Source organism: Pseudomonas prosekii, assembly GCF_900105155.1.
GTDB classification, from domain to species: Bacteria; Pseudomonadota; Gammaproteobacteria; order Pseudomonadales; family Pseudomonadaceae; genus Aquipseudomonas; species Aquipseudomonas prosekii.
In genome coordinates this window covers 982,808-1,006,222 of sequence record NZ_LT629762.1, presented here as the reverse complement: position 1 = coordinate 1,006,222, position 23,415 = coordinate 982,808, and the positions used below count along the sequence as shown (strand labels likewise).

The 23,415-nt window shown below is 60.9% G+C and carries 27 protein-coding genes; 18 read left to right on the top strand and 9 right to left on the bottom strand.

Translation table 11 applies throughout. The annotated features are described in order from the left end of the window. The first annotated feature begins 5 nt into the window (after positions 1-5). From motD to BLU01_RS04615, 5 genes are all read left to right on the top strand, one after another. Positions 6-896: a flagellar motor protein MotD gene (gene motD, locus BLU01_RS04635; RefSeq protein WP_092271412.1), complete on the top strand. Its 891-nt coding sequence runs from the start codon at positions 6-8 to the stop codon at positions 894-896. Positions 897-939: 43 nt separating this feature from the next. After that, on the top strand, positions 940-1,728 hold the full coding sequence (locus BLU01_RS04630; protein ID WP_092271410.1) for a ParA family protein: 789 nt from the start codon (positions 940-942) through the stop codon (positions 1,726-1,728). Further along, positions 1,728-2,624: a CheW domain-containing protein gene (locus BLU01_RS04625; protein WP_092271408.1), complete on the top strand. Its 897-nt coding sequence runs from the start codon at positions 1,728-1,730 to the stop codon at positions 2,622-2,624. Before BLU01_RS04630 ends, BLU01_RS04625 begins: the two co-directional genes overlap by 1 nt. An 87-nt stretch (positions 2,625-2,711) precedes the next feature. Continuing rightward, positions 2,712-3,197, top strand: a complete 486-nt coding sequence (locus BLU01_RS04620) for a chemotaxis protein CheW (RefSeq protein WP_059407544.1) — start codon at positions 2,712-2,714, stop codon at positions 3,195-3,197. Continuing rightward, positions 3,198-3,590, top strand: a complete 393-nt coding sequence (locus tag BLU01_RS04615) for a DUF2802 domain-containing protein (RefSeq protein WP_092271406.1) — start codon at positions 3,198-3,200, stop codon at positions 3,588-3,590. A gap of 190 nt (positions 3,591-3,780) precedes the next feature. On the opposite strand, the gene BLU01_RS04610 is transcribed toward BLU01_RS04615, so the two are convergent. Next, positions 3,781-4,110: an EscU/YscU/HrcU family type III secretion system export apparatus switch protein gene (locus tag BLU01_RS04610; protein WP_092271404.1), complete on the bottom strand. Its 330-nt coding sequence runs from the start codon at positions 4,108-4,110 to the stop codon at positions 3,781-3,783. After that, the gene (fliK, locus tag BLU01_RS04605) at positions 4,107-5,672 is read right to left on the bottom strand and encodes a flagellar hook-length control protein FliK (protein WP_092271402.1); all 1,566 of its coding nucleotides are present in this window, start codon (positions 5,670-5,672) and stop codon (positions 4,107-4,109) included. The genes BLU01_RS04610 and fliK overlap by 4 nt, the downstream gene beginning before the upstream one ends. 219 nt (positions 5,673-5,891) lie before the next feature. On the opposite strand from fliK, the gene ccmA reads away from it, so the two are divergent. The 12 genes from ccmA to BLU01_RS04545 all read left to right on the top strand — a co-directional run bounded on the left by ccmA (position 5,892) and on the right by BLU01_RS04545 (position 14,160). Next, positions 5,892-6,527: a cytochrome c biogenesis heme-transporting ATPase CcmA gene (gene ccmA, locus BLU01_RS04600; RefSeq protein WP_092271400.1), complete on the top strand. Its 636-nt coding sequence runs from the start codon at positions 5,892-5,894 to the stop codon at positions 6,525-6,527. Beyond that, positions 6,524-7,192, top strand: coding sequence for a heme exporter protein CcmB (ccmB, locus tag BLU01_RS04595; RefSeq protein WP_007980754.1), 669 nt, complete (start codon positions 6,524-6,526; stop codon positions 7,190-7,192). The genes ccmA and ccmB overlap by 4 nt, the downstream gene beginning before the upstream one ends. 95 nt (positions 7,193-7,287) lie before the next feature. Beyond that, positions 7,288-8,043: a heme ABC transporter permease gene (locus tag BLU01_RS04590; protein ID WP_092271398.1), complete on the top strand. Its 756-nt coding sequence runs from the start codon at positions 7,288-7,290 to the stop codon at positions 8,041-8,043. Continuing rightward, positions 8,040-8,216, top strand: a complete 177-nt coding sequence (gene ccmD / locus BLU01_RS04585) for a heme exporter protein CcmD (RefSeq protein WP_092271396.1) — start codon at positions 8,040-8,042, stop codon at positions 8,214-8,216. The genes BLU01_RS04590 and ccmD overlap by 4 nt, the downstream gene beginning before the upstream one ends. Then, entirely contained in the window at positions 8,213-8,668 is a 456-nt protein-coding gene (gene ccmE / locus BLU01_RS04580) for a cytochrome c maturation protein CcmE (RefSeq protein ID WP_092271393.1), read from the top strand. Before ccmD ends, ccmE begins: the two co-directional genes overlap by 4 nt. Positions 8,669-8,672: 4 nt before the next feature. Further along, the gene (locus tag BLU01_RS04575; protein WP_092281466.1) at positions 8,673-10,661 is read left to right on the top strand and encodes a heme lyase CcmF/NrfE family subunit; all 1,989 of its coding nucleotides are present in this window, start codon (positions 8,673-8,675) and stop codon (positions 10,659-10,661) included. Then, positions 10,658-11,194, top strand: a complete 537-nt coding sequence (locus BLU01_RS04570) for a DsbE family thiol:disulfide interchange protein (protein WP_092271391.1) — start codon at positions 10,658-10,660, stop codon at positions 11,192-11,194. Before BLU01_RS04575 ends, BLU01_RS04570 begins: the two co-directional genes overlap by 4 nt. Next, positions 11,191-11,661, top strand: coding sequence for a cytochrome c-type biogenesis protein (locus tag BLU01_RS04565; protein ID WP_092271389.1), 471 nt, complete (start codon positions 11,191-11,193; stop codon positions 11,659-11,661). Before BLU01_RS04570 ends, BLU01_RS04565 begins: the two co-directional genes overlap by 4 nt. Next, positions 11,658-12,857, top strand: a complete 1,200-nt coding sequence (gene ccmI / locus BLU01_RS04560; RefSeq protein WP_092271387.1) for a c-type cytochrome biogenesis protein CcmI — start codon at positions 11,658-11,660, stop codon at positions 12,855-12,857. Before BLU01_RS04565 ends, ccmI begins: the two co-directional genes overlap by 4 nt. Positions 12,858-12,871: 14 nt before the next feature. Beyond that, positions 12,872-13,288, top strand: a complete 417-nt coding sequence (locus BLU01_RS04555) for a hypothetical protein (protein WP_092271385.1) — start codon at positions 12,872-12,874, stop codon at positions 13,286-13,288. Between the two features lie 255 nt (positions 13,289-13,543). Continuing rightward, a complete protein-coding gene (locus tag BLU01_RS04550) occupies positions 13,544-13,756 on the top strand; it encodes a type II toxin-antitoxin system HicA family toxin (protein WP_092271383.1) in 213 nt (70 codons plus the stop codon). After that, positions 13,756-14,160 (top strand): type II toxin-antitoxin system HicB family antitoxin, encoded by a 405-nt coding sequence (locus BLU01_RS04545; protein ID WP_092271380.1) that lies wholly within the window; start codon positions 13,756-13,758, stop codon positions 14,158-14,160. The genes BLU01_RS04550 and BLU01_RS04545 overlap by 1 nt, the downstream gene beginning before the upstream one ends. 91 nt (positions 14,161-14,251) lie before the next feature. Here the strand turns inward: BLU01_RS04545 and BLU01_RS04540 are convergent, their stop codons facing one another. Then, positions 14,252-15,457, bottom strand: a complete 1,206-nt coding sequence (locus BLU01_RS04540; protein WP_092271378.1) for an MFS transporter — start codon at positions 15,455-15,457, stop codon at positions 14,252-14,254. A 234-nt stretch (positions 15,458-15,691) separates the two neighbouring features. Here BLU01_RS04540 and BLU01_RS04535 point away from each other — a divergent pair, with 234 nt between their 5' ends. Further along, the gene (locus tag BLU01_RS04535) at positions 15,692-16,321 is read left to right on the top strand and encodes a DUF5666 domain-containing protein (protein ID WP_181381685.1); all 630 of its coding nucleotides are present in this window, start codon (positions 15,692-15,694) and stop codon (positions 16,319-16,321) included. Positions 16,322-16,503: 182 nt separating this feature from the next. Here the strand turns inward: BLU01_RS04535 and BLU01_RS04530 are convergent, their stop codons facing one another. The 6 genes from BLU01_RS04530 to BLU01_RS04505 all read right to left on the bottom strand — a co-directional run bounded on the left by BLU01_RS04530 (position 16,504) and on the right by BLU01_RS04505 (position 23,269). Then, positions 16,504-17,499: a sulfate ABC transporter substrate-binding protein gene (locus BLU01_RS04530; protein ID WP_092271375.1), complete on the bottom strand. Its 996-nt coding sequence runs from the start codon at positions 17,497-17,499 to the stop codon at positions 16,504-16,506. 104 nt (positions 17,500-17,603) lie between these two features. Then, entirely contained in the window at positions 17,604-18,428 is an 825-nt protein-coding gene (locus BLU01_RS04525) for an ion transporter (protein WP_092271372.1), read from the bottom strand. Between the two features lie 21 nt (positions 18,429-18,449). Beyond that, complete coding sequence (locus BLU01_RS04520; protein ID WP_092271370.1) at positions 18,450-19,364, bottom strand: urea transporter; 915 nt, start codon at positions 19,362-19,364, stop codon at positions 18,450-18,452. A gap of 166 nt (positions 19,365-19,530) precedes the next feature. Then, positions 19,531-20,946 (bottom strand): pyruvate kinase, encoded by a 1,416-nt coding sequence (gene pyk / locus BLU01_RS04515; protein WP_092271368.1) that lies wholly within the window; start codon positions 20,944-20,946, stop codon positions 19,531-19,533. Beyond that, a complete protein-coding gene (locus tag BLU01_RS04510) occupies positions 20,936-22,216 on the bottom strand; it encodes a glycerate kinase type-2 family protein (protein WP_092271366.1) in 1,281 nt (426 codons plus the stop codon). The genes pyk and BLU01_RS04510 overlap by 11 nt, the downstream gene beginning before the upstream one ends. 159 nt (positions 22,217-22,375) lie before the next feature. Beyond that, positions 22,376-23,269 carry a 2-hydroxy-3-oxopropionate reductase gene (locus tag BLU01_RS04505; RefSeq protein ID WP_092271364.1) on the bottom strand — a complete coding sequence of 298 codons (894 nt, stop codon included), beginning with the start codon at positions 23,267-23,269 and terminating at the stop codon, positions 22,376-22,378. Between the last annotated feature and the right edge of the window lie 146 nt (positions 23,270-23,415).

Here is a 23,415-nt window from a genome sequence, read left to right as displayed (position 1 = left end):
GGACCATGGCACGTCGCCGGCAACCTGAAGAACACGTCAATCACGAGCGGTGGCTGGTTTCGTATGCCGACTTCATCACGTTGCTGTTCGCGTTCTTCGTGGTCATGTACTCGATTTCTTCGATCAACGAAGGCAAGTACAAGGTCATCTCCGAAGCGTTGGTCGGCGTGTTCACCGATTCCGACCGTGCCCTCAAGCCGATCCCGATTGGCGATGAGCGACCGCACACGGTGACTCCGGCCAAACCGCTGGTGCAGGACGCCGAGCAGATCGACGCGGGCATCGCCGGTGGCAGTGATCCGCTGAAAAGCATCGCCGATGACATCAGCGCCGCGTTCGGCGACTTGATCCGCTCCAACCAGATGACCGTGCGTGGCAACGAGTTGTGGGTCGAGATCGAACTCAATTCCAGCCTGTTGTTCGGCAGCGGCGACGCGATGCCGAGCGACATGGCGTTCAACATCATCGACAAGGTTGCGGGCATTTTGAAACCGTTCGACAACCCGATCCACGTCGAAGGTTTTACTGACGATCAGCCGATCCGCACCGCGCAGTACCCGACTAACTGGGAACTGTCTTCGGCGCGTTCGGCGAGCATCGTGCGCATGCTGGCGATGCAGGGCGTCAATCCCGGTCGCCTGGCTTCGGTGGGTTACGGTGAATTCCAGCCAGTCGCCAATAACGCCACGGCTGAAGGGCGCGCGCGCAATCGTCGGGTGGTGTTGGTGGTTTCGCGCAATCTCGATGTGCGCCGCAGCCTGACCGGCACCGGCACCGCTCATGCACAACCGGACGCGGCGTTGAAGCGTGCTGGCACACAAACTGCACCGACCCCGGTCAAGTCGCCGGGACGAGAGAGCGCCGTCAATTCTCCGTCACCCGCATTAACACGTTGAGCTATTTCTCGGTCGGCGCTTTCGCCCGAGAGGAACCATTCGAATGAGAGTCTGGGCAGTTGCCAATCAAAAGGGTGGTGTTGGTAAAACCACTTCCTCTATTGCTTTAGCCGGTTTGCTGGCCGAGGCGGGCAAGCGCGTGGTCATTGTCGACCTCGACCCGCACGGCTCGATGACCAGCTATTTCGGTTACGACCCCGACAGCCTCGAGCACAGCTGCTACGACCTGTTCCTGAATCGCGGCAGCGTGCCTCAAGGGTTGCCCGGGCAGTTGCTGTTGCCGACCAGTCACGAAAGTATTTCGCTGTTGCCGTCGAGCACCGCGCTGGCGACGCTGGAACGTCAGTCGCCGGGGCAAAGCGGTCTGGGCCTGGTGATCGCCAAGAGTCTGGCGCAATTGTGGCAAGACTTCGATTACGCGGTGATCGACAGCCCGCCGTTGCTCGGCTTGTTGATGGTCAACGCCTTGGCCGCGAGCCAGCAATTGGTGATCCCTGTGCAGACCGAGCACCTGGCCGTCAAAGGCCTGGAGCGCATGGTCAACACGCTGGCGATGATCAACCGTTCACGCAAACAGGCGTTGCCGTTCAGCATCGTCCCGACCCTGTTCGACCGCCGGACTCAGGCGTCCCTCAGCACCTTGCGTGTGCTGCGCGACAAATACCCGGAAGAAATCTGGCAGGGCTACATCCCGGTCGATACGCGCTTGCGCGATGCGAGCCGGGCCGGGGTCACGCCTTCGCAATTCGACGGTAAAAGCCGTGGAGTGCTGGCGTACCGCGCGTTGCTCAAACATTTGCTGGCCGCCCAACTTGTTCCGGCGGTGGCCTGATGAACCGTCCGGTCAAAACCACTTCGCGACCGCAACTGGCGCTGCAAACCTACCTCGACAATTTGTTGATGGAGGCGACTGAAGTGTTGCCGGCGCCCGTTGAAGTGGTGGCTGAGGTCGTTGAGGTCATTGAGGTCGTTGATTCGGTCGAAGAGCAAGCAGCGCTGGATGAGTTTCAGGCTGCGATGCTGGAAGAGCAGGCGCGTGATGCGTTGCCAGCGGCTGTCGAAGCTGCGCCAGTGCATACGCCGGTTATCGAGAAAGCGCCGCTGACGGTGATTGAAGCGCCGGCGCCGGTACTGGCCTCGGTCTCGACCATTGCGCCGCTGTTGCAAGCGCTGGTGCCGCCGGTGGTCGAAGTCCACATGCCGCCGAGCATCACGCCGCCACCGGTGGAAACCGATGGCCGTCCGACGTGGGCTGCCGAGCCGTTCGAATGCCTGTTGTTCGATGTCGCCGGGCTGACCCTGGCCGTGCCGCTGGTGTGCTTGGGCTCGATTTATTCGCTGGCCGGTCACGAGCTGACGCCGTTGTTCGGTCAGCCGGAATGGTTCCTCGGGATCCTGCCGAGCCAGGCCGGCAACCTGAAAGTCCTGGATACCGCGCGCTGGGTCATGCCCGACCGCTACCGCGACGATTTCCGCCAGGGCCTGCAATACGTCATATCGGTGCAGGGCTATGAGTGGGGGCTGGCGGTGCATCAAGTCAGCCGTTCGTTGCGCCTGGACCCCAACGAAATCAAATGGAGAAGTCATCGAGGTCAGCGGCCATGGCTCGCGGGCACGGTGATTGAGCACATGTGTGCGCTGCTGGACGTTGCCGCGCTGGCCGAGTTGATCGCCAGCGGTGGGGCAAAGCACATTGGCGGCAGCAAGCCGCTACACAAATCGACATAACAGCCGACATAACAAGTAGGCGACGGCATTGTTGAATGCCGCCACACAGAACACACACCGCCAGAAGCGGTTTTCGAGGGGTCAGGTATGAGTAATCACGCGACGAATGCAAAGGGTTCTGAAGATCCGATCCTGCAATGGGTAACCTTCAAACTGGACAACGAAACCTACGGCATCAACGTGATGCGCGTTCAGGAAGTCCTGCGTTACACCGAAATCGCCCCGGTCCCGGGTGCCCCGAGCTACGTGCTGGGCATCATCAACCTGCGCGGTAACGTGGTCACCGTGATCGACACCCGTCAGCGCTTCGGCCTGATGAATGCCGAGATCAGCGACAACACCCGGATCGTCATCATCGAAGCCGACAAGCAAGTCGTCGGGATCATGGTCGACAGCGTTGCCGAAGTGGTTTACCTGCGTCAGTCGGAAATCGAAACCGCGCCAAACGTCGGTAACGAAGAATCCGCCAAGTTCATTCAGGGCGTGTGCAACAAGAACAACGAACTGCTGATCCTGGTCGAGCTCGACAAGATGATGAGCGAAGAAGAATGGTCGGATCTGGAGAACATCTGATTGATTCTTGAGGTTGCTGTCATTGTCCTGTTCCTGTTTTGGGCAGGCACGCTGGCGATGTTCCTGGCCTACATCCGCGGCCAGCGGCTGATCGCCGCGCAACAGGCCGAGGGTGATGCGCTGCGCGATCAGCGCATCAAGGACCTGGCCAAACGCGTCGACAACTATCAGAACGGCATCGTGCGCATGGGTGAAGACCTGCACGAACTGCGCGCCGTCGTCAGCCCGTTGCCAGACAAACTGGCGACCCTGGAACAGCGCGACCCCTCAAGCCTGTCGTTCGCCCAAGCGGCACGCCTGGTCGGCATGGGCGCCAGCGTCGATGAACTGACCCAGTCCTGCGGCCTGACCCAGGCTGAGGCGGAATTGATGAGAAAGATGCACAAGAACTGATCCTTGCGGCTCAGCTCGGAACGCTTCGCGAGCAGGCTCGCTCCCACAGTAGATTGGCGATGTGCACAGATTTGTGTCCATCACCCGCCTGCTGTGGGAGCGGGCCTTCTTGTTATGGCGGGTTTGAAGTCTTTTACTGGAGGCGATGAGTTTCCTGTGGCGTGAGTTCGCCGCAACGCAAGTCCGCCGATCAGTAGTCATCCCCCCGATCGGTAATGTCCTTCTCCACCATCGGCGCATTCGGATCCTGGCCCGCCGGGAACTTGCCCTTCAGATTCCACGCGAATGCGATGATTTCGGCGATCGTGCGATACAGCTCTTCCGGGATGCTGTCGCCCAATTCCATTTTCGCCAGCAGCCTGACCAGTTCCGGGTTTTCGTAGATCGGCACTTCACATTCGCGGGCGATTTTGAGGATGGCTTCGGCCAGTTCTTCGTCGCCCTTGGCGGTGAGGGTCGGGGCGTGGCTGCCGTCGTATTTGAGGGCGATGGCCTGGCGTGGGGCGTTTGGGTTTCTCATGCGGTTTCGTCGACCCAGCGTTGTTCGAGACGGGTTTGCGCGCCTTGGGGTGGGGTGCCGAGGTGGCAATCGAGGTCGCCGACATTGAGGCCGGACGCCAGTAATTGCTCGCGCAAGGCTGCCAGATTGCTTTCGATCAGGCTCGCGGTGTACGGCCGTTCGGCCCACAACTGGCTGGACAGGCTGCCCTGAATCAGTTGCGCCTGAACCTGCAATGGGCCGAGCGGTTCCATGTCGAAGGCGAGTTCCACGCGCCACAGTTGTTGCTTGGGTTCGCGCTCGTCACGCCGTTCGTTTTGCGGCTGTTTTTCCGGCGCTTCTTCGCGCTGGAATTTGACTTGCAGCGGCACGATGTCCTGCAAGTTGCGCATCGGAATCTCAAGCTGCCATGTGCTCATCAACCGACCATCGTCGGTGACGCCGGTTTGTTCCAGGCTCGACAGTTGGTGGCTCTGCAGGCGTGAAACGGCAGCGGCGGCCAGGCGCAGCAGATGTTCCAGATCACCTTCGCCGTCCTGGCTCTGCAGCGATCGCTCGGGCAAAGGGAAATGCGTCGGCAATGGTTTGGCGCTGACCTGGCCGAGCATGCCCAAGGCGCTGCGGACGAAACTTGGCATCGCCTGAGCGAGGGTGTTCGCGGCAATCACCGCGCCGAGGTTGCTGTTGGGCGGCGTCAGTTGCGCGATGAGTTTCAGCAGGTCGGCTTTCATGTCCGGGGCGAGGGTGGGCGTCTGCCCTGCGAGCAATTTTGATTCGAGGAACAGACCGCTGTTGGCCAGCGCCAACGCCAGGCCTTTGGGCGTGCTCAATTGTTGAACGTCCGGCAGGCCGGCGAGCAATTTGTTCACGGCCGCTCGCAGGTCCGCGGAGGTTTCGTCGGTCGGCGGCAAGTTCTGCAAGGCGCTGAGCAAACTGTTCAGCGAACCTTGGCGGCTCTGCTGAGTAGTCAACTGCTGGGTCACTGCCAATTGGTCCTGACGATTGCTCAACGGCACGAATTTCAGGGTTTGCGTGTCTTGCACCAATGCGCTCAGCAAAGTGCCGATGCGCAGCGGCTGCGGGCTGTCGATGGTCAGCGTGCTGCCGCTCAGCGCGGTATTCAGGAGACTGACCATCGAACGAAAAACCGTCGGTTGCCCCGGCGTCTGCGGCAGCACTTGCGACGTCAGCACTTTACCCTGCAGCAAGGTGCCGGCCGGCAGTTGCGCGGTGTCGATGCGGGTGAGGGTGGCGACGTTGGAGGCCACAGTCTGTTGCACCGCAATCGCCAGGTTGCTGGCGGACGGTTGAGTGATCGCGAGGTTGGTGCCGGTCGGCAACGGTTGCGTACTGGTGGCCTGGACCGTGGTCTGGCGACCGCCATCGACGGTGACTTTGAGCAGCAATTGAAAGGTCTGGTCCGCCTGTTTCAGCGACAACACTTCGGCATTGGCAGTCTTGCCCGCACTGATCAGGCCCTCGATCGGCGTCAATAACTTGAGCAAATCACCGCTGACCACCTGCGGGCGCGTGGCCGTCGGGGTGGTCGGGGGCACTGGGAGGATGTTCATTTCGCCTGTCATACGCGGTCACAACCTTCGGAAAATGCGCTCTTTAGAGTAAGGCATGGCATGTATAATGCCGCCCGTCTTCAGGGAGCGGTGAAAACATTCAATTGTTTTGATCCAGCTCTCTAAAACCGGCTGCCGATGCATCTATGCTGCATCTCTTTAGCGGCCGCGCCACTGCTGACTTGAACCCGACTTGAACCGCCGACTTGAAACGTAAAGGCCTTTGATCTCTTGACCAGTCCAGTCCTGCAAACCGTTGACCTCGCCTGTGAGCGAGACCTTCGGCTGCTTTTCGAAAATCTCGAATTGCGACTGTGCAGTGGCGAAATGCTGCAGATCAGCGGCCCCAACGGCAGCGGCAAGACCAGCTTGTTGCGTTTGCTCAGCGGCCTGATGCAACCGACCGCCGGCCAGGTGCTGCTCAATGGCCAGCCGCTGAACGCGCAACCCGGCGAACTGGCGCGCAATCTGTTGTGGATCGGGCATGCCGCCGGGATCAAGGATTTGCTCACGCCGGAAGAAAACCTCAGCTGGCTCTGCGCCCTGCATCAACCGGCGAGCCGTGAGGCGATCTGGCAAGCGCTGGCCGCGGTCGGTTTACGCGGTTTCGAGGATGTGCCGTGCCACACCTTGTCGGCAGGCCAGCAGCGGCGCGTGGCTCTGGCGCGGCTTTACCTCGACAGCCCGCCGCTGTGGATTCTCGACGAACCGTTTACCGCGCTCGACAAGCAAGGCGTGGCGCAGCTCGAAGAACACCTGGCCGGGCACTGCGAACGCGGCGGCATGGTGATCCTGACCACGCATCACACACTGAGCCGAATGCCGGCCGGCTACCGCGACATTGATCTGGGGAACTGGGCCGTATGAGTGTTTTCGGCCTGTTGGTCGCCCGAGAAGCGCGCTTGCTGTTCCGTCGTCCGGCGGAATTGGCCAATCCGTTGGTATTCTTCGCCATCGTGGTGTCGCTGTTCCCGTTGGCGGTCGGACCCGAGTCTCAATTGTTGCAAACCTTGTCTCCGGGACTGGTCTGGGTCGCAGCGCTTTTATCGGTCCTGCTCTCGCTGGACGGGCTTTTCCGCAGTGATTTCGAGGACGGATCGCTGGAACAGTGGGTCCTTTCGCCGCACCCCCTGGCTCTTCTGGTTTTGGCCAAGGTACTGGCACACTGGGCCTTCTCCGGGCTGGCGCTGGTGTTGCTCGCGCCACTGCTGGCGTTGATGCTCGGTTTGCCTGCCGCCTGTCTGCCGGTGTTGCTGCTTTCTTTATTGCTGGGTACACCGGTGCTGAGCCTGCTCGGTGCGGTGGGCGCAGCGTTGACGGTAGGATTGAAACGCGGCGGCCTGTTACTGGCGCTGCTGATTCTGCCGCTGTACATCCCGGTGTTGATTCTCGGCAGTGGCGCCTTGCAGGCAGCCTTGCAGGGCATGCCGGCGACCGGTTATCTCCTGTGGCTTGGTAGCCTGACCGCCCTGGCGATAACGCTTACACCCTTTGCAATAGCTGCTGGCCTGAAGATCAGCGTCGGCGAATAATAATGAGGTCTGGTTATTTTTTAACCATGTTGGTTAAAGCCAGCAGACCCTTGGCTAGCTCGTGACAACGAGCAGCAACCGTGATGGAAACAGCAATGAACTGGACCTGGTTTCATAAGCTCGGCTCACCCAAATGGTTTTATGGCATCAGTGGCAGACTGCTGCCGTGGCTGAGCGTCGCGGCGTTGCTGCTGATCGCCGTCGGCGTAGTCTGGGGCCTGGCCTTCGCGCCGCCGGATTACCAGCAGGGCAACAGCTTTCGCATCATCTATATCCACGTTCCGGCGGCGATGCTCGCGCAGTCCATCTACGTGATGCTGGCGGTGTGCGGCATCGTCGGGCTGGTCTGGAAGATGAAACTGGCCGACGTCGCTCTGCAATGCGCGGCGCCGATCGGTGCCTGGATGACCGCCGTGGCGCTGGTCACTGGGGCGATCTGGGGCAAACCGACGTGGGGCTCGTGGTGGGTCTGGGACGCACGACTGACGTCGATGCTGATTCTGCTGTTTCTGTACTTCGGGTTGATTGCGCTGGGTAACGCCATCAGCAATCGCGACAGCGCGGCCAAGGCCTGCGCGGTGTTGGCGATTGTTGGCGTGATCAATATCCCGATCATCAAATACTCGGTGGAGTGGTGGAACACCCTGCACCAGGGCGCGACATTCACCCTCACCGAAAAACCGGCGATGCCTGCCGAAATGTGGCTGCCGCTGCTGCTGACGGTGCTGGGTTTCTACTGTTTCTTCGGTGCGGTGCTGTTGCTGCGCATGCGTCTTGAAGTGCTCAAACGCGAAGCGCGGGCGAGCTGGGTCAAGGCCGAAGTGCAGAACAGTCTGGAGGTCGCACGATGAGTTTTGCTTCATTCGGCGACTTCATCGCCATGGGCCATCATGGCCTGTATGTCTGGTCCGCCTATGGCATCTGCCTGGCCGTGCTGGTCCTCAACGTGGCGGCGCCGATCCTGGCCCGCAAGCGGTATCTGCAACAAGAGGCGCGTCGTTTGCGCCGGGAGAACGGCAAGTGAATCCGCTGCGCAAAAAGCGTCTTATCATCATTCTCGCGATTCTCGTCGGGGTCGGCGCAGCCGTTGGCCTGGCCCTGAGCGCGCTGCAGCAGAACATCAATCTGTTTTACACACCGACCCAGATCGCCAACGGCGAAGCCCCGCAAGACACGCGCATCCGTGCCGGCGGCATGGTCGAGGCAGGGTCGCTGCAACGTTCCGGTGATTCGCTGGACGTCAAATTCATCGTCACCGACTTCAACAAATCCGTGACCATCAGCTATCGCGGGATCCTCCCGGACCTGTTCCGCGAAGGGCAGGGCATCGTTGCGCTGGGCAAAATCAACGCCGATGGCGTAGTGGTCGCCGACGAAGTGCTGGCCAAGCACGACGAGAAATACATGCCGCCCGAAGTCACCAAGGCGTTGAAAGACAGCGGTCAATCCGCGCCCACCCCAGCAAAGGAGGGTTGATGTGATGACCTCTGCACTGTTCATTCCGGAATTGGGCCAACTGGCCATGATTCTCGCGCTGTGTTTTGCGCTGGTTCAGGCCTTCGTGCCGTTGATGGGCGCCTGGCGCGGCGACCGCTTGTGGATGAGCCTCGCGCAGCCCGCCGCGTGGGGCCAGTTTGCCTTCCTGTTGTTTTCCTTCGGTTGCCTGACTTACGCGTTCATGACCGACGATTTCTCCGTCGCTTACGTGGCCAGCAATTCCAACACCGCGTTGCCGTGGTACTACAAATTCAGTGCAGTGTGGGGCGCGCACGAAGGCTCGTTGCTGCTCTGGGCGCTGATCCTCGGCGGCTGGACCTTCGCGGTGTCGGTGTTCTCCCGCCAGTTGCCGCAAGTCATGCTCGCCCGCGTACTGGCGGTGATGGGCATGATCAGCACCGGTTTCCTGCTGTTCCTGATCCTCACGTCCAACCCGTTCGCGCGCATCCTGCCGCAGATCCCGACTGATGGTCGTGACCTCAATCCATTGCTGCAAGACATCGGCCTGATCGTGCATCCGCCGATGCTGTACATGGGTTACGTCGGTTTCTCGGTCGCTTTCGCTTTCGCCATCGCCGCACTGTTGGGCGGTCGACTGGATGCGGCATGGGCGCGCTGGTCGCGGCCGTGGACCATCGTTGCATGGGCGTTCCTCGGCATCGGCATCACGCTGGGCTCGTGGTGGGCGTATTACGAACTCGGCTGGGGCGGCTGGTGGTTCTGGGATCCGGTGGAAAACGCTTCGTTCATGCCTTGGCTGGTCGGCACGGCGCTGATTCACTCGTTGGCGGTCACCGAAAAACGTGGCGTGTTCAAGAGCTGGACGGTGTTGCTGGCAATCGCCGCGTTCTCGCTGAGCCTGCTCGGGACATTCCTCGTGCGTTCAGGGGTGTTGACCTCGGTGCACGCCTTCGCCTCCGATCCTGAGCGCGGCGTGTTTATCCTGATCTTCCTGCTGTTTGTGGTCGGTGGTTCGCTGACGCTGTTCGCCCTGCGCGCGCCAGTGGTCAAAAGCCATGTCGGTTTCAACCTCTGGTCCCGCGAAACCCTGTTGCTGGGCAATAACCTGGTACTGGTGGTGGCCGCTTCGATGATCCTGCTCGGTACGTTGTACCCGCTGATCCTCGATGCGATGACCGGCGCCAAGCTGTCGGTCGGCCCGCCGTACTTCAATGCGTTGTTCATTCCGTTGATGGCATTGCTGATGGTAGTGATGGCCATCGGCATGCTGGTGCGCTGGAAGGACACCCCGGTCAAATGGCTGGTCGGCATGCTGACCCCGGTGTTGCTCGGCAGCGCGGCGTTGGCCGTGGTCGCCGGCATTGCCTACGGCGATTTCAATTGGGCGGTGCTCGCCACGTTCATGCTCGCCGCGTGGGTGTTGCTGGCCGGCGTGCGCGACATCATCGACAAGACTCGCCACAAAGGCCTGATCAAAGGCCTGCCGAGCCTGACCCGCAGCTATTGGGGCATGCAGATTGCGCACTTGGGCATCGCCGTGTGCGCGCTCGGCGTGGTGTTGTCGAGCCAGAACAGTGCCGAGCGCGACTTGCGCCTGGCGCCGGGCGAGTCCATGGACCTGGCCGGTTATCACTTCATCTTCGAAGGCGCCAAGCATTTTGAAGGGCCGAACTTCACGTCCGACAAGGGCACCATCCGCGTTGTGCGCGATGGCAAGGAAGTCAGCGTGCTGCACCCGGAAAAACGTCTGTACACGGTGCAAAACTCGGTGATGACCGAAGCCGGGATCGACGCCGGTTTCACCCGCGACATCTACGTCGCCCTCGGCGAACCGCTGGGCGATGGCGCCTGGGCCGTGCGTGTGCACGTCAAACCGTTCGTGCGCTGGATCTGGTTCGGCGGCTTGCTCACCGGCGCCGGCGGCTTGCTCGCGGCGATGGACCGGCGTTATCGGGTCAAGGTGAAAAGCCGCGTGCGTGAAGCATTGGGCATGACGGGAGCCACGGTATGAAACGTTGGTTGATGGTGTTGCCGCTGGCGATTTTCCTGCTGGTGGCGGTGTTCCTTTATCGCGGCTTGTACCTGGACCCGGCCGAGCTGCCGTCGGCAATGATCAACAAGCCGTTCCCGGAGTTTTCCCTACCGGCCGTGCAGGGCGACAAAACCCTGACCAAGGCTGACATCCTCGGCAAACCGGCGCTGGTCAACGTTTGGGGCACCTGGTGCATTTCCTGCCGGGTCGAACACCCGGTGCTGAACAAACTGGCCGAGAAGGGCGTGGTGATCTACGGCATCAACTATAAGGACGTCAATGCCGACGCCTTGAAGTGGCTGGCCGAATTTCACAATCCCTATCAACTGGACATCCGTGACGACGAAGGCACGCTGGGCCTGAACCTCGGTGTCTACGGCGCGCCGGAAACCTTTTTCATCGACGCCAAGGGCATCATCCGCGACAAGTTCGTCGGCGTGATCGACGAACAGGTCTGGCGCGAAAAACTCGCGGCCAAGTATCAGGCACTGGTCGATGAGGCCAAGCCATGAAGCGCTGGCTCGCCGCGGTTGTTTTGGGTTTGAGCATGGCCGGCGTGGCGCACGCGGCCATCGACACTTACGAGTTCGCCAAGGAAGGTGACCGCGAGCGTTTTCGCGAGCTGACCAAGGAGCTGCGTTGCCCCAAGTGCCAGAATCAGGACATTGCCGATTCCAACGCACCGATCGCCGCCGACCTGCGCAAAGAGATTTTCCGCATGTTGGGCGAGGGCAAGGACAACCAGCAGATCATCGATTTCATGGTCGACCGTTACGGTGATTTCGTCCGCTACAAACCCGCTCTCAACGCCAAGACTGCCTTGCTCTGGTTCGGCCCCGCCGGACTTTTGCTCGGCGGTTTCGTGATCATCGCCGTGATCGTCCGCCGTCGTCGTGTGCAACGCGCTGACACCCCGGACACGCTTTCTGCCGAGGAGCGTCAACGCCTCGACCACCTGTTGGATAAAAACCAAGAATGATTGATTTCTGGCTCGCTGCAGGTCTGCTACTTCTGGTTGCCCTGAGTTTTCTGTTGATCCCGGTGTTGCGCGGTCGTCGCGCTCAGCTCGAAGAGGATCGTACTGCCCTGAACGTCGCGCTGTATCAGGAGCGCGTGGCTGAGTTGCAGACTCAGCAGGAGGAGGGCGTGCTCAACGCGACGCAACTGGACACCGGCCGCGCCGAGGCCGCCCGCGAGTTGCTTGCCGACACCGAAGGCGTTGCGGCGCCGCGTGTATCGCGTCTGGGCAAACCGCTGCCCTTGCTGGCGGCGATTCTGGTGCCGGTTCTGGGCTTGGCGCTGTACCTGCATTTCGGCGCCAGCGACAAAGTCGAATTGACCCGCGAGTTCGCCCAGGCACCGCAGTCGATGGAAGAAATGACCCGTCGTCTGGAGCGTGCCGTCGAGGCGCAGCCGGATTCGGCGGAGGGTTTGTACTTCCTCGGTCGCACCTACATGGCTCAGGATCGGCCGGGTGATGCGGCAAAGATTTTCGAGCGCACAGTCAATCTGGCGGGCCGTCAGCCGGAATTGCTCGGCCAATGGGCGCAGGCGCAGTATTTTGCCGATGGCAAAAAGTGGTCGGACAAGATCCAGGCCCTGACCGACGAAGCATTGAAAGCCGATCCGAAGGAAGTCACCAGCCTGGGTCTGCTCGGCATCGCCGCGTTTGAGGCCGAGCGTTTCCAGGACGCCATCGACTATTGGAATCGCCTGCTGGCGCAACTGCCGCCGGACGACAATTCCCGTGGCGCGCTGCAGGGCGGCATCGCCCGCGCTACCGAGAAACTTGAGGCCGGCGGCGGCAAAGTGGCCCAGGCCCCAGCAGCGAAAGGCGCGTTGCTCAAGGTTCGCGTTGACCTCGCGGCGGAGCTGAAAGCCAAGGTCCAACCGGGCGACAGCGTGTTCATTTTCGCCCGTGCCACCTCCGGCCCACCGGCACCGCTGGCCGCCAAACGCCTGACCGTCGCGGACCTGCCGGCCACCGTCGAACTGGGCGATGCCGACGCAATGATGCCGCAGTTGAAACTGTCGAACTTCCCTGAAGTCCAACTGGTTGCGCGCATTTCCCGCGCCGGCCAACCGACTGCCGGCGAATGGATCGGTCGCAGCCAGCCACTGGCCAGCAGTACCACCGCGCCCCAAGCAGTGACCATCGACAGCCCGGATAAATAACAGGAACCGCCACCATGACGACCGCCTTCGCTCGAATCACCCTGCTCAGTCTGGTCATGGGGTTAAGCGCTTGTGCGGTCCATCGGCCGGAGCCGGCACCGCTGCCGCCGATCCCGCCCTCGCAGCCAAGCCCGACGCCTTCACCGACGCCATCGCCAGGCAAGCCGAGCATCCCGGCCAAACCGGCAAAACCGGCAAAACCGGTTCCACGCACCTCCGCCAGCTTCGCCCCACCACCGGGTGGCAACAGCCACTGGGACGCGAAGATGGGCGTCTACGTCCTCGACGACCAAACCAACACCTTCTACCGCCAGCGCACCTACTACCGCTGGAACAACGGCTGGAGCCGCTCAATCAGCCCCAACGGCCCGTGGGAAGAAACCGACATCCACGGCGTACCGGGTGGGTTGGGCAGACAGTTTGGGCAGTAAGTGAATGAAAGCGGCGATCTTCGGATCGCCTTTTTTTTTGTGGATTGTGAGAGGAGCACGGCTGGTCTCGCTGGACCTGCTCAATAAACGCCCGGCTATACGCTGAAAGATTCCCTCGTCAGACACATCGAATGATTCGCCGCCAACCCACACCTCACATCCCGCAAAACAACCAAGCGTCGCCATCACTTATTTTGTGCTTGAGTAAAGATAACTCTAGGGTTACTTTTGATTGGCCCGAGCAAGGAGGCTGGTGTGCAGAGCAGGTTACTGATCAAGGAGCTGGAAGAGGCGGGCTGGACGTTGGATCGGGTCACCGGCAGTCACCATCTCTTCACTCACCGTTACAACCCGTACACGATTCCCGTTCCGCAGCCGAAAAAGGATTTGCCGATTGGAACGGTAAAAAGCATCAGGGGGCGCGCCGGGCTGCACTGCCCGCCAGCCAGTTACGCAGGAGATCCATAATGCAATATCCCATCTGCATCGAGTGGGGCGACGAGAACACCGCGATCGGTATTCAGATCCCCGACATTCCTGGCGCAGTAACGGCCGGAGATACATTTGAATTCGCCTATAACGCGGCGGTCGAGGTTGCTCACATCATGCTGCAGGAAATCGCTGCGGACGGAGAGCCGATTCCGATGCCGACCTCAGCCGCCACGCACCGGGGCAATCCTGAATTTGCCGACATGGGCTGGGGAATGCTGGAACTGGACATCTCGCCGTACATGGGCAAAACCGAGAAGGTCAATGTGACGTTGCCCGGCTACGTCATCCAGCGGATTGACCGTTATGTGCGCGAGCACAACGTCAAAAGCCGCTCGTCCTTCCTCGCCGATGCGGCGATGGAGAAGCTGGTTCGGCACTAAGTCCTACACATCAACTTCGCAGGCAGCTCCGCCCCGACTGGCCCCACACGAATCCTGTAGGAGCGAGGCTTGCCCGCGAAGCTTTTCAGGTTCACGCCGTCGCCAGTGAGCCCTTCTGCGACACACTCAAAAACCGCACCAGTGCCAGCAGCGGAAACGCGCTGCCGACGATCACGATCCACAACCAGCCGCCATGTTCGTACACGGCACTGGCGATTGACGAGCCGAACGCGCCGCCGATGAAGATGCTGGTCATGTACAACGCGTTCAGGCGGCTGCGGCTTTTGGCGTCGAGGGCGTAGACCGCGCGTTGGCCGAGGACCATGTTCATCTGCACGCAAAAGTCGAGCACCACGCCGGTGACGGCGAGGCCGATGACGCTGTAGATCGGATGAATGAACGCTGGCAGGAAGCTCAGGCTGGCGAACAGCAGGGCCAGCAGCGATGCCATACGGGTGTGGCCGGCATCGGCCAGGCGCCCGGCGATGGGCGCGGCGATTGCACCGATGGCGCCGACCAGAGCGAAGATTGCGATCTGGGTCTGGCTCAAGCCATGATTGCGCGCCAGTTCCAGCGGCACGGCGGTCCAGAACAGGCTGAACGTGGCGAACATGCAACCCTGATAAAACGCCCGTTGACGCAGTACCGGTTGTTGCCGCAGCAATGTCCACAGCGAGCCGAGCAATTGCCCGTAAGAAGCCGTGTGATCAGGCTGGCGCTTGGGAATGGTCATCGCCAGCACGATGCTGATCGCCGCCATCAATGCCGCCGCGATCATGAACATCGCCCGCCAGCCCAAATGGTCGGCCACCAGGCTGGACACCGGACGCGCCAGCAAAATGCCCAGCAACAAACCGCCCATGATCCCGCCCACGACGCGGCCGCGAGAAGCTTCCGGCGTCAGGTGCGCGGCGAGCGGAATCAGGATCTGCACCGACACCGAGCTGAAACCGACCAGCAACGAGATCAGCAGAAACACATTCGGCTGATCGGTAAACGCCGCGCCCAGTAAGCTGGCGATCGCCACGACAGTGGTAATGATCATCAACTTGCGGTTTTCCAGCAGATCGCCCAACGGCACCAGAAAAAACAGGCCCAGCGCATAACCAATCTGGGTCAGCGAAACGATGAAACTGGCCATGGTGCTGCTCAGGCCAATGTCCGGCGCTATCAGGCCGATGATGGGTTGGGCGTAATAAATGTTGGCAACGATGGCGCCGCAGCAGAAGGCGAACAGCAGCACCATGCCTCGGGTCATTGTCGCGGCGCCGTGGGGCGCCTGGGTTGCTGGGTTCATGACGGGTCTCGCTGAACAATTGAGGATGCGCGCAGGCTAGCGGGCTGACCGGTAAGGCGGAAGTGAGATTGAAGTGATAACAATCATTGCTGTGCGCAATGATCGGCAAACATGCCGGTGGCTGCCGAAGGCACCTTCGCTGGCTCTTTGAGGTCGGATGATACATTCACTTACATCCCGTTCGATAGCGTGCTTATGTTCTCTCTCAACGTTTCATTAAAGGAAGGCGTTTCCATGAATGCGATGCTCCGTCAGCTGTTTCGTAGCACCTCAGCCATCACCCTGGTTACCCTGTTTTCAGCGGGACTGGCGCAAGCGGCCGACGCGCCAGGCATGCGCATCGGCGTGCGCGGCGAGATCACCGGCGTCAATTCCGACAGCCTGAAAGTGCATGTCACCACTGGCGAAAACGTCGTGGTTCATCTGGACAGCGACACCAAGGTTCGCGGCGTGACCCTGGCGAAAATCGAAGACATCAAACCCGGCAGCTACGTCGGCTCGGCTGCGGTGCCGCAGGATGACGGCACGCTCAAAGCGCTGGAAGTTCACGTATTCCCGCCAGAACTCGCCGGCAGCGGCGACGGCCATCGGCCGTTCGACCTGGCTAAGGGCAGCAGCATGACCAATGGCAGCGTCGGTGATCTGGTGGTCAGCAACGGTCGGGTGCTGACCGTTAATTACAAGGGCGGCCAGCAGAAGATTCTGGTGCCGGAGGATGTGCCGATCGTCAACCTGGTGCCGGGCGATCGCAGCTTGCTCAAGGTCGGGGTGAAGATCGTGACGTTTGTGACGCAAAGCGCGGACGGCACGCTGACGGCGCAATCGATCTCGGCAGGCAAGGACGGCGTAACACCACCGATGTGATGAGTCCCTGTGGGGCGAGCTTGCTCGCGATAGCGGTGTGCCAGACAACGAAGATGTTGAATGTGCCGGCCTTATCGCGAGCAAGCTCGCTCCCACAGGGGATGTTCGGCGGACGCAGCTCTTTTGTTCAGCCAAAAAAAAGGCGACCTCTGCAGGTCGCCTTTTTCATGGTTGATCAGCTTTTACTGCGCATAGATCTGATCAAAAATCCCGCCATCATTGAAGTGGGTTTTCTGCACAGTGCGCCAGTCACCAAAGGTCTTTTCCACAGACAGGAAATCGACTTTCGGGAAACGATCGGTGTACTTGGCCAACACTGCCGGGTCGCGTGGGCGCAGGTAGTTGGCGGCAGCAATTTCCTGACCTTCCGGCGACCACAGGTACTTCAGGTATTCCTCGGCAGCGGCGCGGGTACCTTTTTTATCGACGACTTTATCGACCACAGAAACCGGCGGCTCGGCCTCAGCTGAAACGCTCGGGTAAATCACTTCGAACTGATCACGGCCAAACTCGCGGGCAATCATTTCCGCTTCGTTCTCGAAGGTCACCAGCACGTCGCCGATCTGGTTGGTCATGAACGTAGTGGTCGCGGCACGGCCACCGGTATCGAGCACCGGCGCTTGCTTGAACAGTTTGCCGACGAAGGCTTTGGCCTTGTTTTCGTCGCCGCCGTTCTTCAGCACATAACCCCAGGCGGACAGGTAGGTGTAGCGGCCGTTGCCCGAAGTTTTCGGGTTGGGCACGATCACTTGCACGCCATCCTTGAGCAGGTCCGGCCAGTCTTTCAGGGCTTTCGGGTTGCCCTTGCGGACGATGAACACGGTGGCCGAAGTGAACGGCGCGCTGTTGTTCGGCAGGCGCGTGACCCAGTTGTCCGGGACCAGTTTGCCGTTGTCCGCCAGGGCGTTGATGTCGGTGGCCATGTTCATGGTGATGACGTCAGCCGGCAGGCCGTCGATCACCGAGCGCGCCTGTTTGCTCGAGCCGCCGAACGACATCTGCAACGTGATGTTTTCGTTGTGCTCGGCTTGCCAGTGCTTCTGAAAAGCAGTGTTGTAGTCCTTGTAGAAATCGCGCATCACGTCGTAGGAAACGTTGAGCAGGGTCGGTGCGGCCTGAGCCACGCTGGTCAGGGCCAGGCCAGCGGCCAGAAGTGAGGCGCCAAAGAGTTTTTTCACTGCGCATTCCTTGTTCGAAAAAGTGTTTTTATTAAAAGCGAGGCAATTTGCCAGCGACTATAGCCGGGCGGGCATAGTCCTTTAAAGATTAAAAAGCACTTTGCTTATTCCAGTTTCTTAAACAGCTGATTGCCGCATCGCGAACAAAACGCCGCACCTGCTTCGTGGCTGTTTTTCTTGCACACCGGGCAGTCATGTTGCAGCTGTTCACCGCGCATCGCGTTGGCCAGTTCAGCAGTGAAAATCCCCGTCGGCACAGCGATGATCGAGTAACCGGTGATCATCACCAGCGACGAAATCACCTGGCCCAGCGGCGTCTTCGGCACGATGTCGCCGAAACCGACGGTGGTCAGCGTGACGATCGCCCAGTAGATGCCTTTGGGAATGCTGGTGAAGCCATGTTCCGGGCCTTCGATCACGTACATCAGCGTGCCGAACACCGTCACCAGCGTGCAGACGCTGACCAGAAACACGACGATCTTCTGCTTGCTGCCGCGCAGCGCCGACATCAAATAGTTGGCTTGCTTGAGGTATGGGCTGAGCTTGAGCACGCGGAAAATCCGCAACATGCGGATGATTCGGATGATCAGCAAATACTGGGCATCGGCGTAATACAACGCGAGAATGCCCGGCACAATCGCCAGCAAGTCCACCAGTCCATAAAAGCTAAATGCGTAGCGCAGCGGCTTCGGCGAGCAGTACAGGCGCAAGCCGTACTCGATGGCGAAAATAACCGTGAAGCCCCACTCGATGTACGCCAGCACGTTGGCGTAGTTCTGGTGGATCGAGTCGATGCTGTCGAGCATCACGATCACGATGCTGGCGAGAATGATCAACAGCAAGATGCCGTCGAAGCGCCGCCCAGCCTTGGTGTCGCTCTGGAAAACCATGACGTAAAGCTCTTCACGCCAGTTTTTGCTGCTGTCCATGGATACCGCCTGAACCAATGATCAGCGAAGCCTAGGGTGATTCTCCCCGGTAGCGCAAGGCGCACTTTCAACGGCGGCTTTAGTGAACATCTGCACAGCGCTGCGGATCAGCCAGCAGGCGAGGATAAATGGTGCGGTCAGGGTCGGCAGACCGACCAGGGCGAACAGCGGCGTCAGCATCAGCGCCGCGCCAATCGCCAGCAGTGGCAGCCACGGTTGGCGGCGCTGCGAGCTGAAGGCGAGGGCGGCGAGCACCGCGTTATAGCCGCCGAGGCCGAGCAGTGCGCTGTAGACATCCTGGTGCAACAAACTCCAGCTCATCCCCGCAAAAGACCCGAACAACGCCCAGCAGAAAGCGCGGCGATCAGCGATCAGCAGACCGACGGCAATCAGCGCTCCGGCCAGTGGATGGCCGAGAAACATCACTTGGCCAAGGCCTTTGAACGGCGCGGCGAGGGTGTTGAGCGCAGTGATTTCAATCAAGTGCGCCTGAGTCGAGGGCGTGGCAAAACACAGCAGCACCCAGCTCAGCCCGACGAAGGGCGCGGTGCAGGCCGGCAAATATTGGCTGAGGCGGGCGTGCTTGAGCCATTGTTGGGTGAGCATGGCGCTGAGGCCGCCGGCAGCGATGATCAGCGGCGGCAACAGCGCTGACCAGGGGAAATACAGGCTCAGCAACAAGCCGAGCAAAACACCGTTGTAGCTGAACAAACCGGCTTGGCGATCAGCCTTGGCATAACCGCGCCGTTGCGCCGTGAGCAACCCGGCAACCCCGCCCAGCAGTGCGCCGCCGAGCAAAGTGGGCGCGGTAAACAGAATCGCCAACAGGCACAGCAGACCGCACAGCGGATGCCGCTGCAGGAAAATCTGGCTGAAACCGTTGAGCAGGGCAGTGGCCCAGTCGGGGCAATGGGTGTTGAAGTGGTTGGCAGGCATGATGACGTCTGTGTTGTTTCAGTTAGATCGTGGTGCCTGCATCGCGAGCAAGCTCGCTCCCACATTGAATCTCTGTTCAGTCGATGGATCTGTGAAAATCACACATCCACTGTGGGAGCGAGCTTGCTCGCGATGAGGCCAGTGCAGGCGCCACAAAGGTCGGTCTTTAAATCAACGTTTCGATACGCAACGAGTTAGTCGACCCCGGCTGCCCGAACGGCACACCTGCAGTGATCAACAGTGTGTCACCGCGTTGCGCCATGCCTTGGGCCTGGGCGATTTCCAGCGCCGTCGAGCACACCTCATCGACCTGCCGCAGCCGGTCATTGACCACCGAATGCACGCCCCACGCCACGGTCAAGCGGCGCGCGGTTTGCAGGTTCGGCGTGAGGTTGAGGATCGGCACGGTCGGCCGTTCCCGTGCCGCACGCAGGCTCGACGTCCCCGATTCGCTGTAATTCACCAGCACTGCCACCGGCAGCACATTGCTGATGCGGCGAATCGCGCAACTGATCGCGTCGGAAACCGTTGCTTCGGCTTTTGGCCGGCTGACGTCCAGTTGCGTTTGATAGTCCGGACCGTTTTCCACTTGGCGAATGATCTTGCTCATCATCTGCACCGCTTCCAGCGGGTATTCGCCGGACGCGGTTTCTGCCGACAACATCACCGCATCCGCGCCTTCGGCCACGGCGTTGGCGACGTCCGTCACCTCGGCACGGGTTGGGGCAGGGGAGAAGCGCATCGACTCGAGCATTTGCGTCGCCACCACCACCGGTTTGCCCAACTGGCGGCACGTGCTGATGATGTTTTTCTGAATCTGCGGCACGCTTTCGGCCGGCACTTCCACGCCCAGGTCGCCGCGAGCGACCATGATTGCGTCGCTCAATTCGGCGATTTCACGCAGTTGGGTCACGGCCGACGGTTTCTCGATTTTCGCCATCAAAAACGCCTTGTCGCCGATCAGCGCGCGGGCTTCGCGAATGTCTTCCGGGCGCTGCACAAACGACAGCGCCACCCAATCCACGCCGAGCTCCAGACCGAAGCTCAGATCGCGGCGATCCTTGGCGGTCAGCGGGCTCAGATCCAGCACCGCTTGCGGCACGTTCACGCCTTTGCGGTCGGACAGTTCGCCGCCATTGAGCACCGTGGTGTCGATCGCGTCGGAATACTTGGTGACCACGCGCAGACGCAATTTGCCGTCATCGAGCAGCAGGTCCATGCCCGGCTCCAGCGCCGCGATGATCTCTGGATGCGGCAAGTTAACCCGGCGCTCGTCGCCCGGCGTGGTATCGAGATCCAGGCGCAACGCCTGGCCGCGATGCAGTTGCACTTTGCCCTCGGCGAACTTGCCGACCCGCAGTTTCGGGCCTTGCAGGTCCATCAGAATCCCCAGCGGGTAATTCAACTGGCGCTCGACTTCACGAATCCACTGATAGCGCTGCGCATGATCGGCGTGATCGCCGTGGCTGAAATTCAACCGGAAGATATTCACTCCGGCCTCGACCAGTTCGCGGATGTCTTCGATGCCGTGGGTGGCCGGGCCGAGGGTGGCGAGGATTTTGACCTTTTTATCAGGCGTCATTTTTTGTGCTCTCGAGAATCAGGATGGCGCGGAAGTCGTTGACGTTGGTGCGCGTCGGCTCGGTGACGATCAGCGCGTCGAGCGCCTCGAAATAGCCGTAGCCATTGTTGTTGTCCAACTCGTCGCTGGCGCTCAAACCTAGGGCGGCGGCGCGGGCGTAGCTGTCCGGGGTCATGATCGCGCCGGCATTGTCTTCGGAGCCGTCGATGCCATCGGTGTCGCCGGCCAGCGCATAGACGCCCGGCAGGCCTTTGAGGCTGTCGGTCAGGCTCAGGAGGAATTCGGCGTTGCGTCCGCCACGACCGTTGCCGCGCACGGTGACCGTGGTTTCGCCGCCGGAAAGAATCACGCACGGTGCGGCCAATGGCTGGCCGTGCAGAATGATCTGCCGCGCGATGCCGGCATGGACCTTCGCCACTTCGCGCGATTCGCCTTCCAGGTCGCCGAGGATCAGCGGGCTGAAACCGGCCTGGCGGCACTTCACCGCAGCCGCTTCAAGCGATTGCTGCGGACGCGCGATCAGCTGGAAATGACTGCGCGCCAGGCTCGGGTCGCCGGGTTTGACAGTTTCCGACTCGGGACTTTGCAGCCAGTTGCGCACCGACACCGGCACTTCAATCGCGTAGCGCTTGAGGATCGCCAGCGCTTCGGCCGAAGTGCTTGGGTCGGCCACGGTCGGGCCGGAAGCGATGACTGTTGCAAGGTCGCCCGGCACATCGGAAATCGCGTAGGTATAAACAGTCGCCGGCCAGCAGGCTTTGCCGAGACGGCCGCCCTTGATCGCCGAGAGGTGCTTGCGCACGCAGTTCATCTCGCCGATGGTCGCGCCGGATTTGAGCAGCGCCTTGTTGATCGATTGCTTGTCGGCGAGGGTGATGCCTTCGGCCGGGAGGGCTAGCAGTGCCGAGCCGCCGCCGGAGAGCAGGAAGATCACGCGGTCGTCTTCGGTGAGGTTGCTGACCAGCTCCAGCACGCGCTTGGCTACGGCCAGACCCGCCGCGTCCGGCACCGGGTGAGCGGCTTCGACCACTTCGATTTTTTCGCACGGCGCGCCGTGGCCGTAGCGGGTCACCACCAGCCCTGAGACTTCGCCCTGCCAGCAGCGCTCGACCACTTGCGCCATGGCGGCTGCGGCTTTGCCGGCGCCGATGACGATCACACGACCGCTGCGATCGCTGGGCAGGTGGGCTTCAAGGACTTGCTGCGGATGCGCCGCGTCAATGGCTGTGGCAAACAGCTCGCGCAGCAGTTGTTGCGGATCGACCGACATGGCGGGCTCCCGGAATTCTTGTTATTGGAAGACGACTCGAACCCCTGTAGGAGCGAGGCTTGCCCGCGAAGGCGTCAGTACTAACGCCGTTGAGAGTCAGTCAGACCGAGGCGCTACCTTCGCGGGCAAGCCTCGCTCCTACAGGGGGTAGGGGATGGCTTACTTGTTATCGCGGATCGAGAAATTGGCCATATGCTCCAGGCCTTTGATCAGCGCCGAGTGGTCCCAGTTGCTGCCACCGATGGCCGCGCAGGTGCTGAACACTTGCTGGGCGTTGGCGGTGTTTGGCAAGTTGATGTTGAGTTCCTTGGCGCCTTGCAGGGCCAGGTTCAGGTCCTTCTGGTGCAGGCTGATGCGGAAGCCCGGATCAAAGGTGCCTTTGATCATGCGCTCGCCGTGTACTTCGAGGATCTTCGACGAGGCGAAACCGCCCATCAGTGCTTCACGAACCTTGGCTGGATCGGCGCCGTTTTTCGAAGCGAACAACAGCGCTTCGGCGACGGCCTGGATGTTCAGCGCAACGATGATCTGGTTCGCCACTTTCGCGGTTTGACCGTCGCCATTGCCACCGACCAGGGTGATGTTCTTGCCCATCGCCTGGAACAGCGGCAGGGCGCGTTCGAAGGCGTCGGCATCGCCGCCGATCATGATGCTCAGGCTCGCAGCCTTGGCGCCGACTTCACCGCCGGAGACTGGCGCGTCGAGGTATTGCGCGCCTTTTTCGTTGACCTTGGCGGCGAAGGTTTTGGTCGCGGTCGGCGAGATCGAGCTCATGTCGATGACGATTTTGCCTTTGCCGACACCGGCGGCAATCCCGTCGGCGCGGAACAGCACGTCGTCGACCTGCGGGGTGTCCGGAACCATGATGATGATGAATTCAGCTTCTTGCGCGACTTCCTTCGGGTTGGCCAGAGCGATTGCGCCGCCCGCCACCAGATCAGCCGGCGCGGCGTCGTGGTGCGCCGACAGGAACAGGCTGTGACCGGCTTTCTGCAGGTTCAACGCCATTGGGTGGCCCATGATGCCGGTGCCGATAAATCCGATTTTAGCCATGAGAAAATCCTCTTGTTTTTATTGCTCTGTTCGCAAAATTCGTGGGGTGTCAGCGAGGGCGCCTTCGCGGGCAAGCCTCGCTCCTACAGACAGCCTGGCCCCCTGTAGGAGCGAGGCTTGCCCGCGAAGAACGATGACGCGGTGTC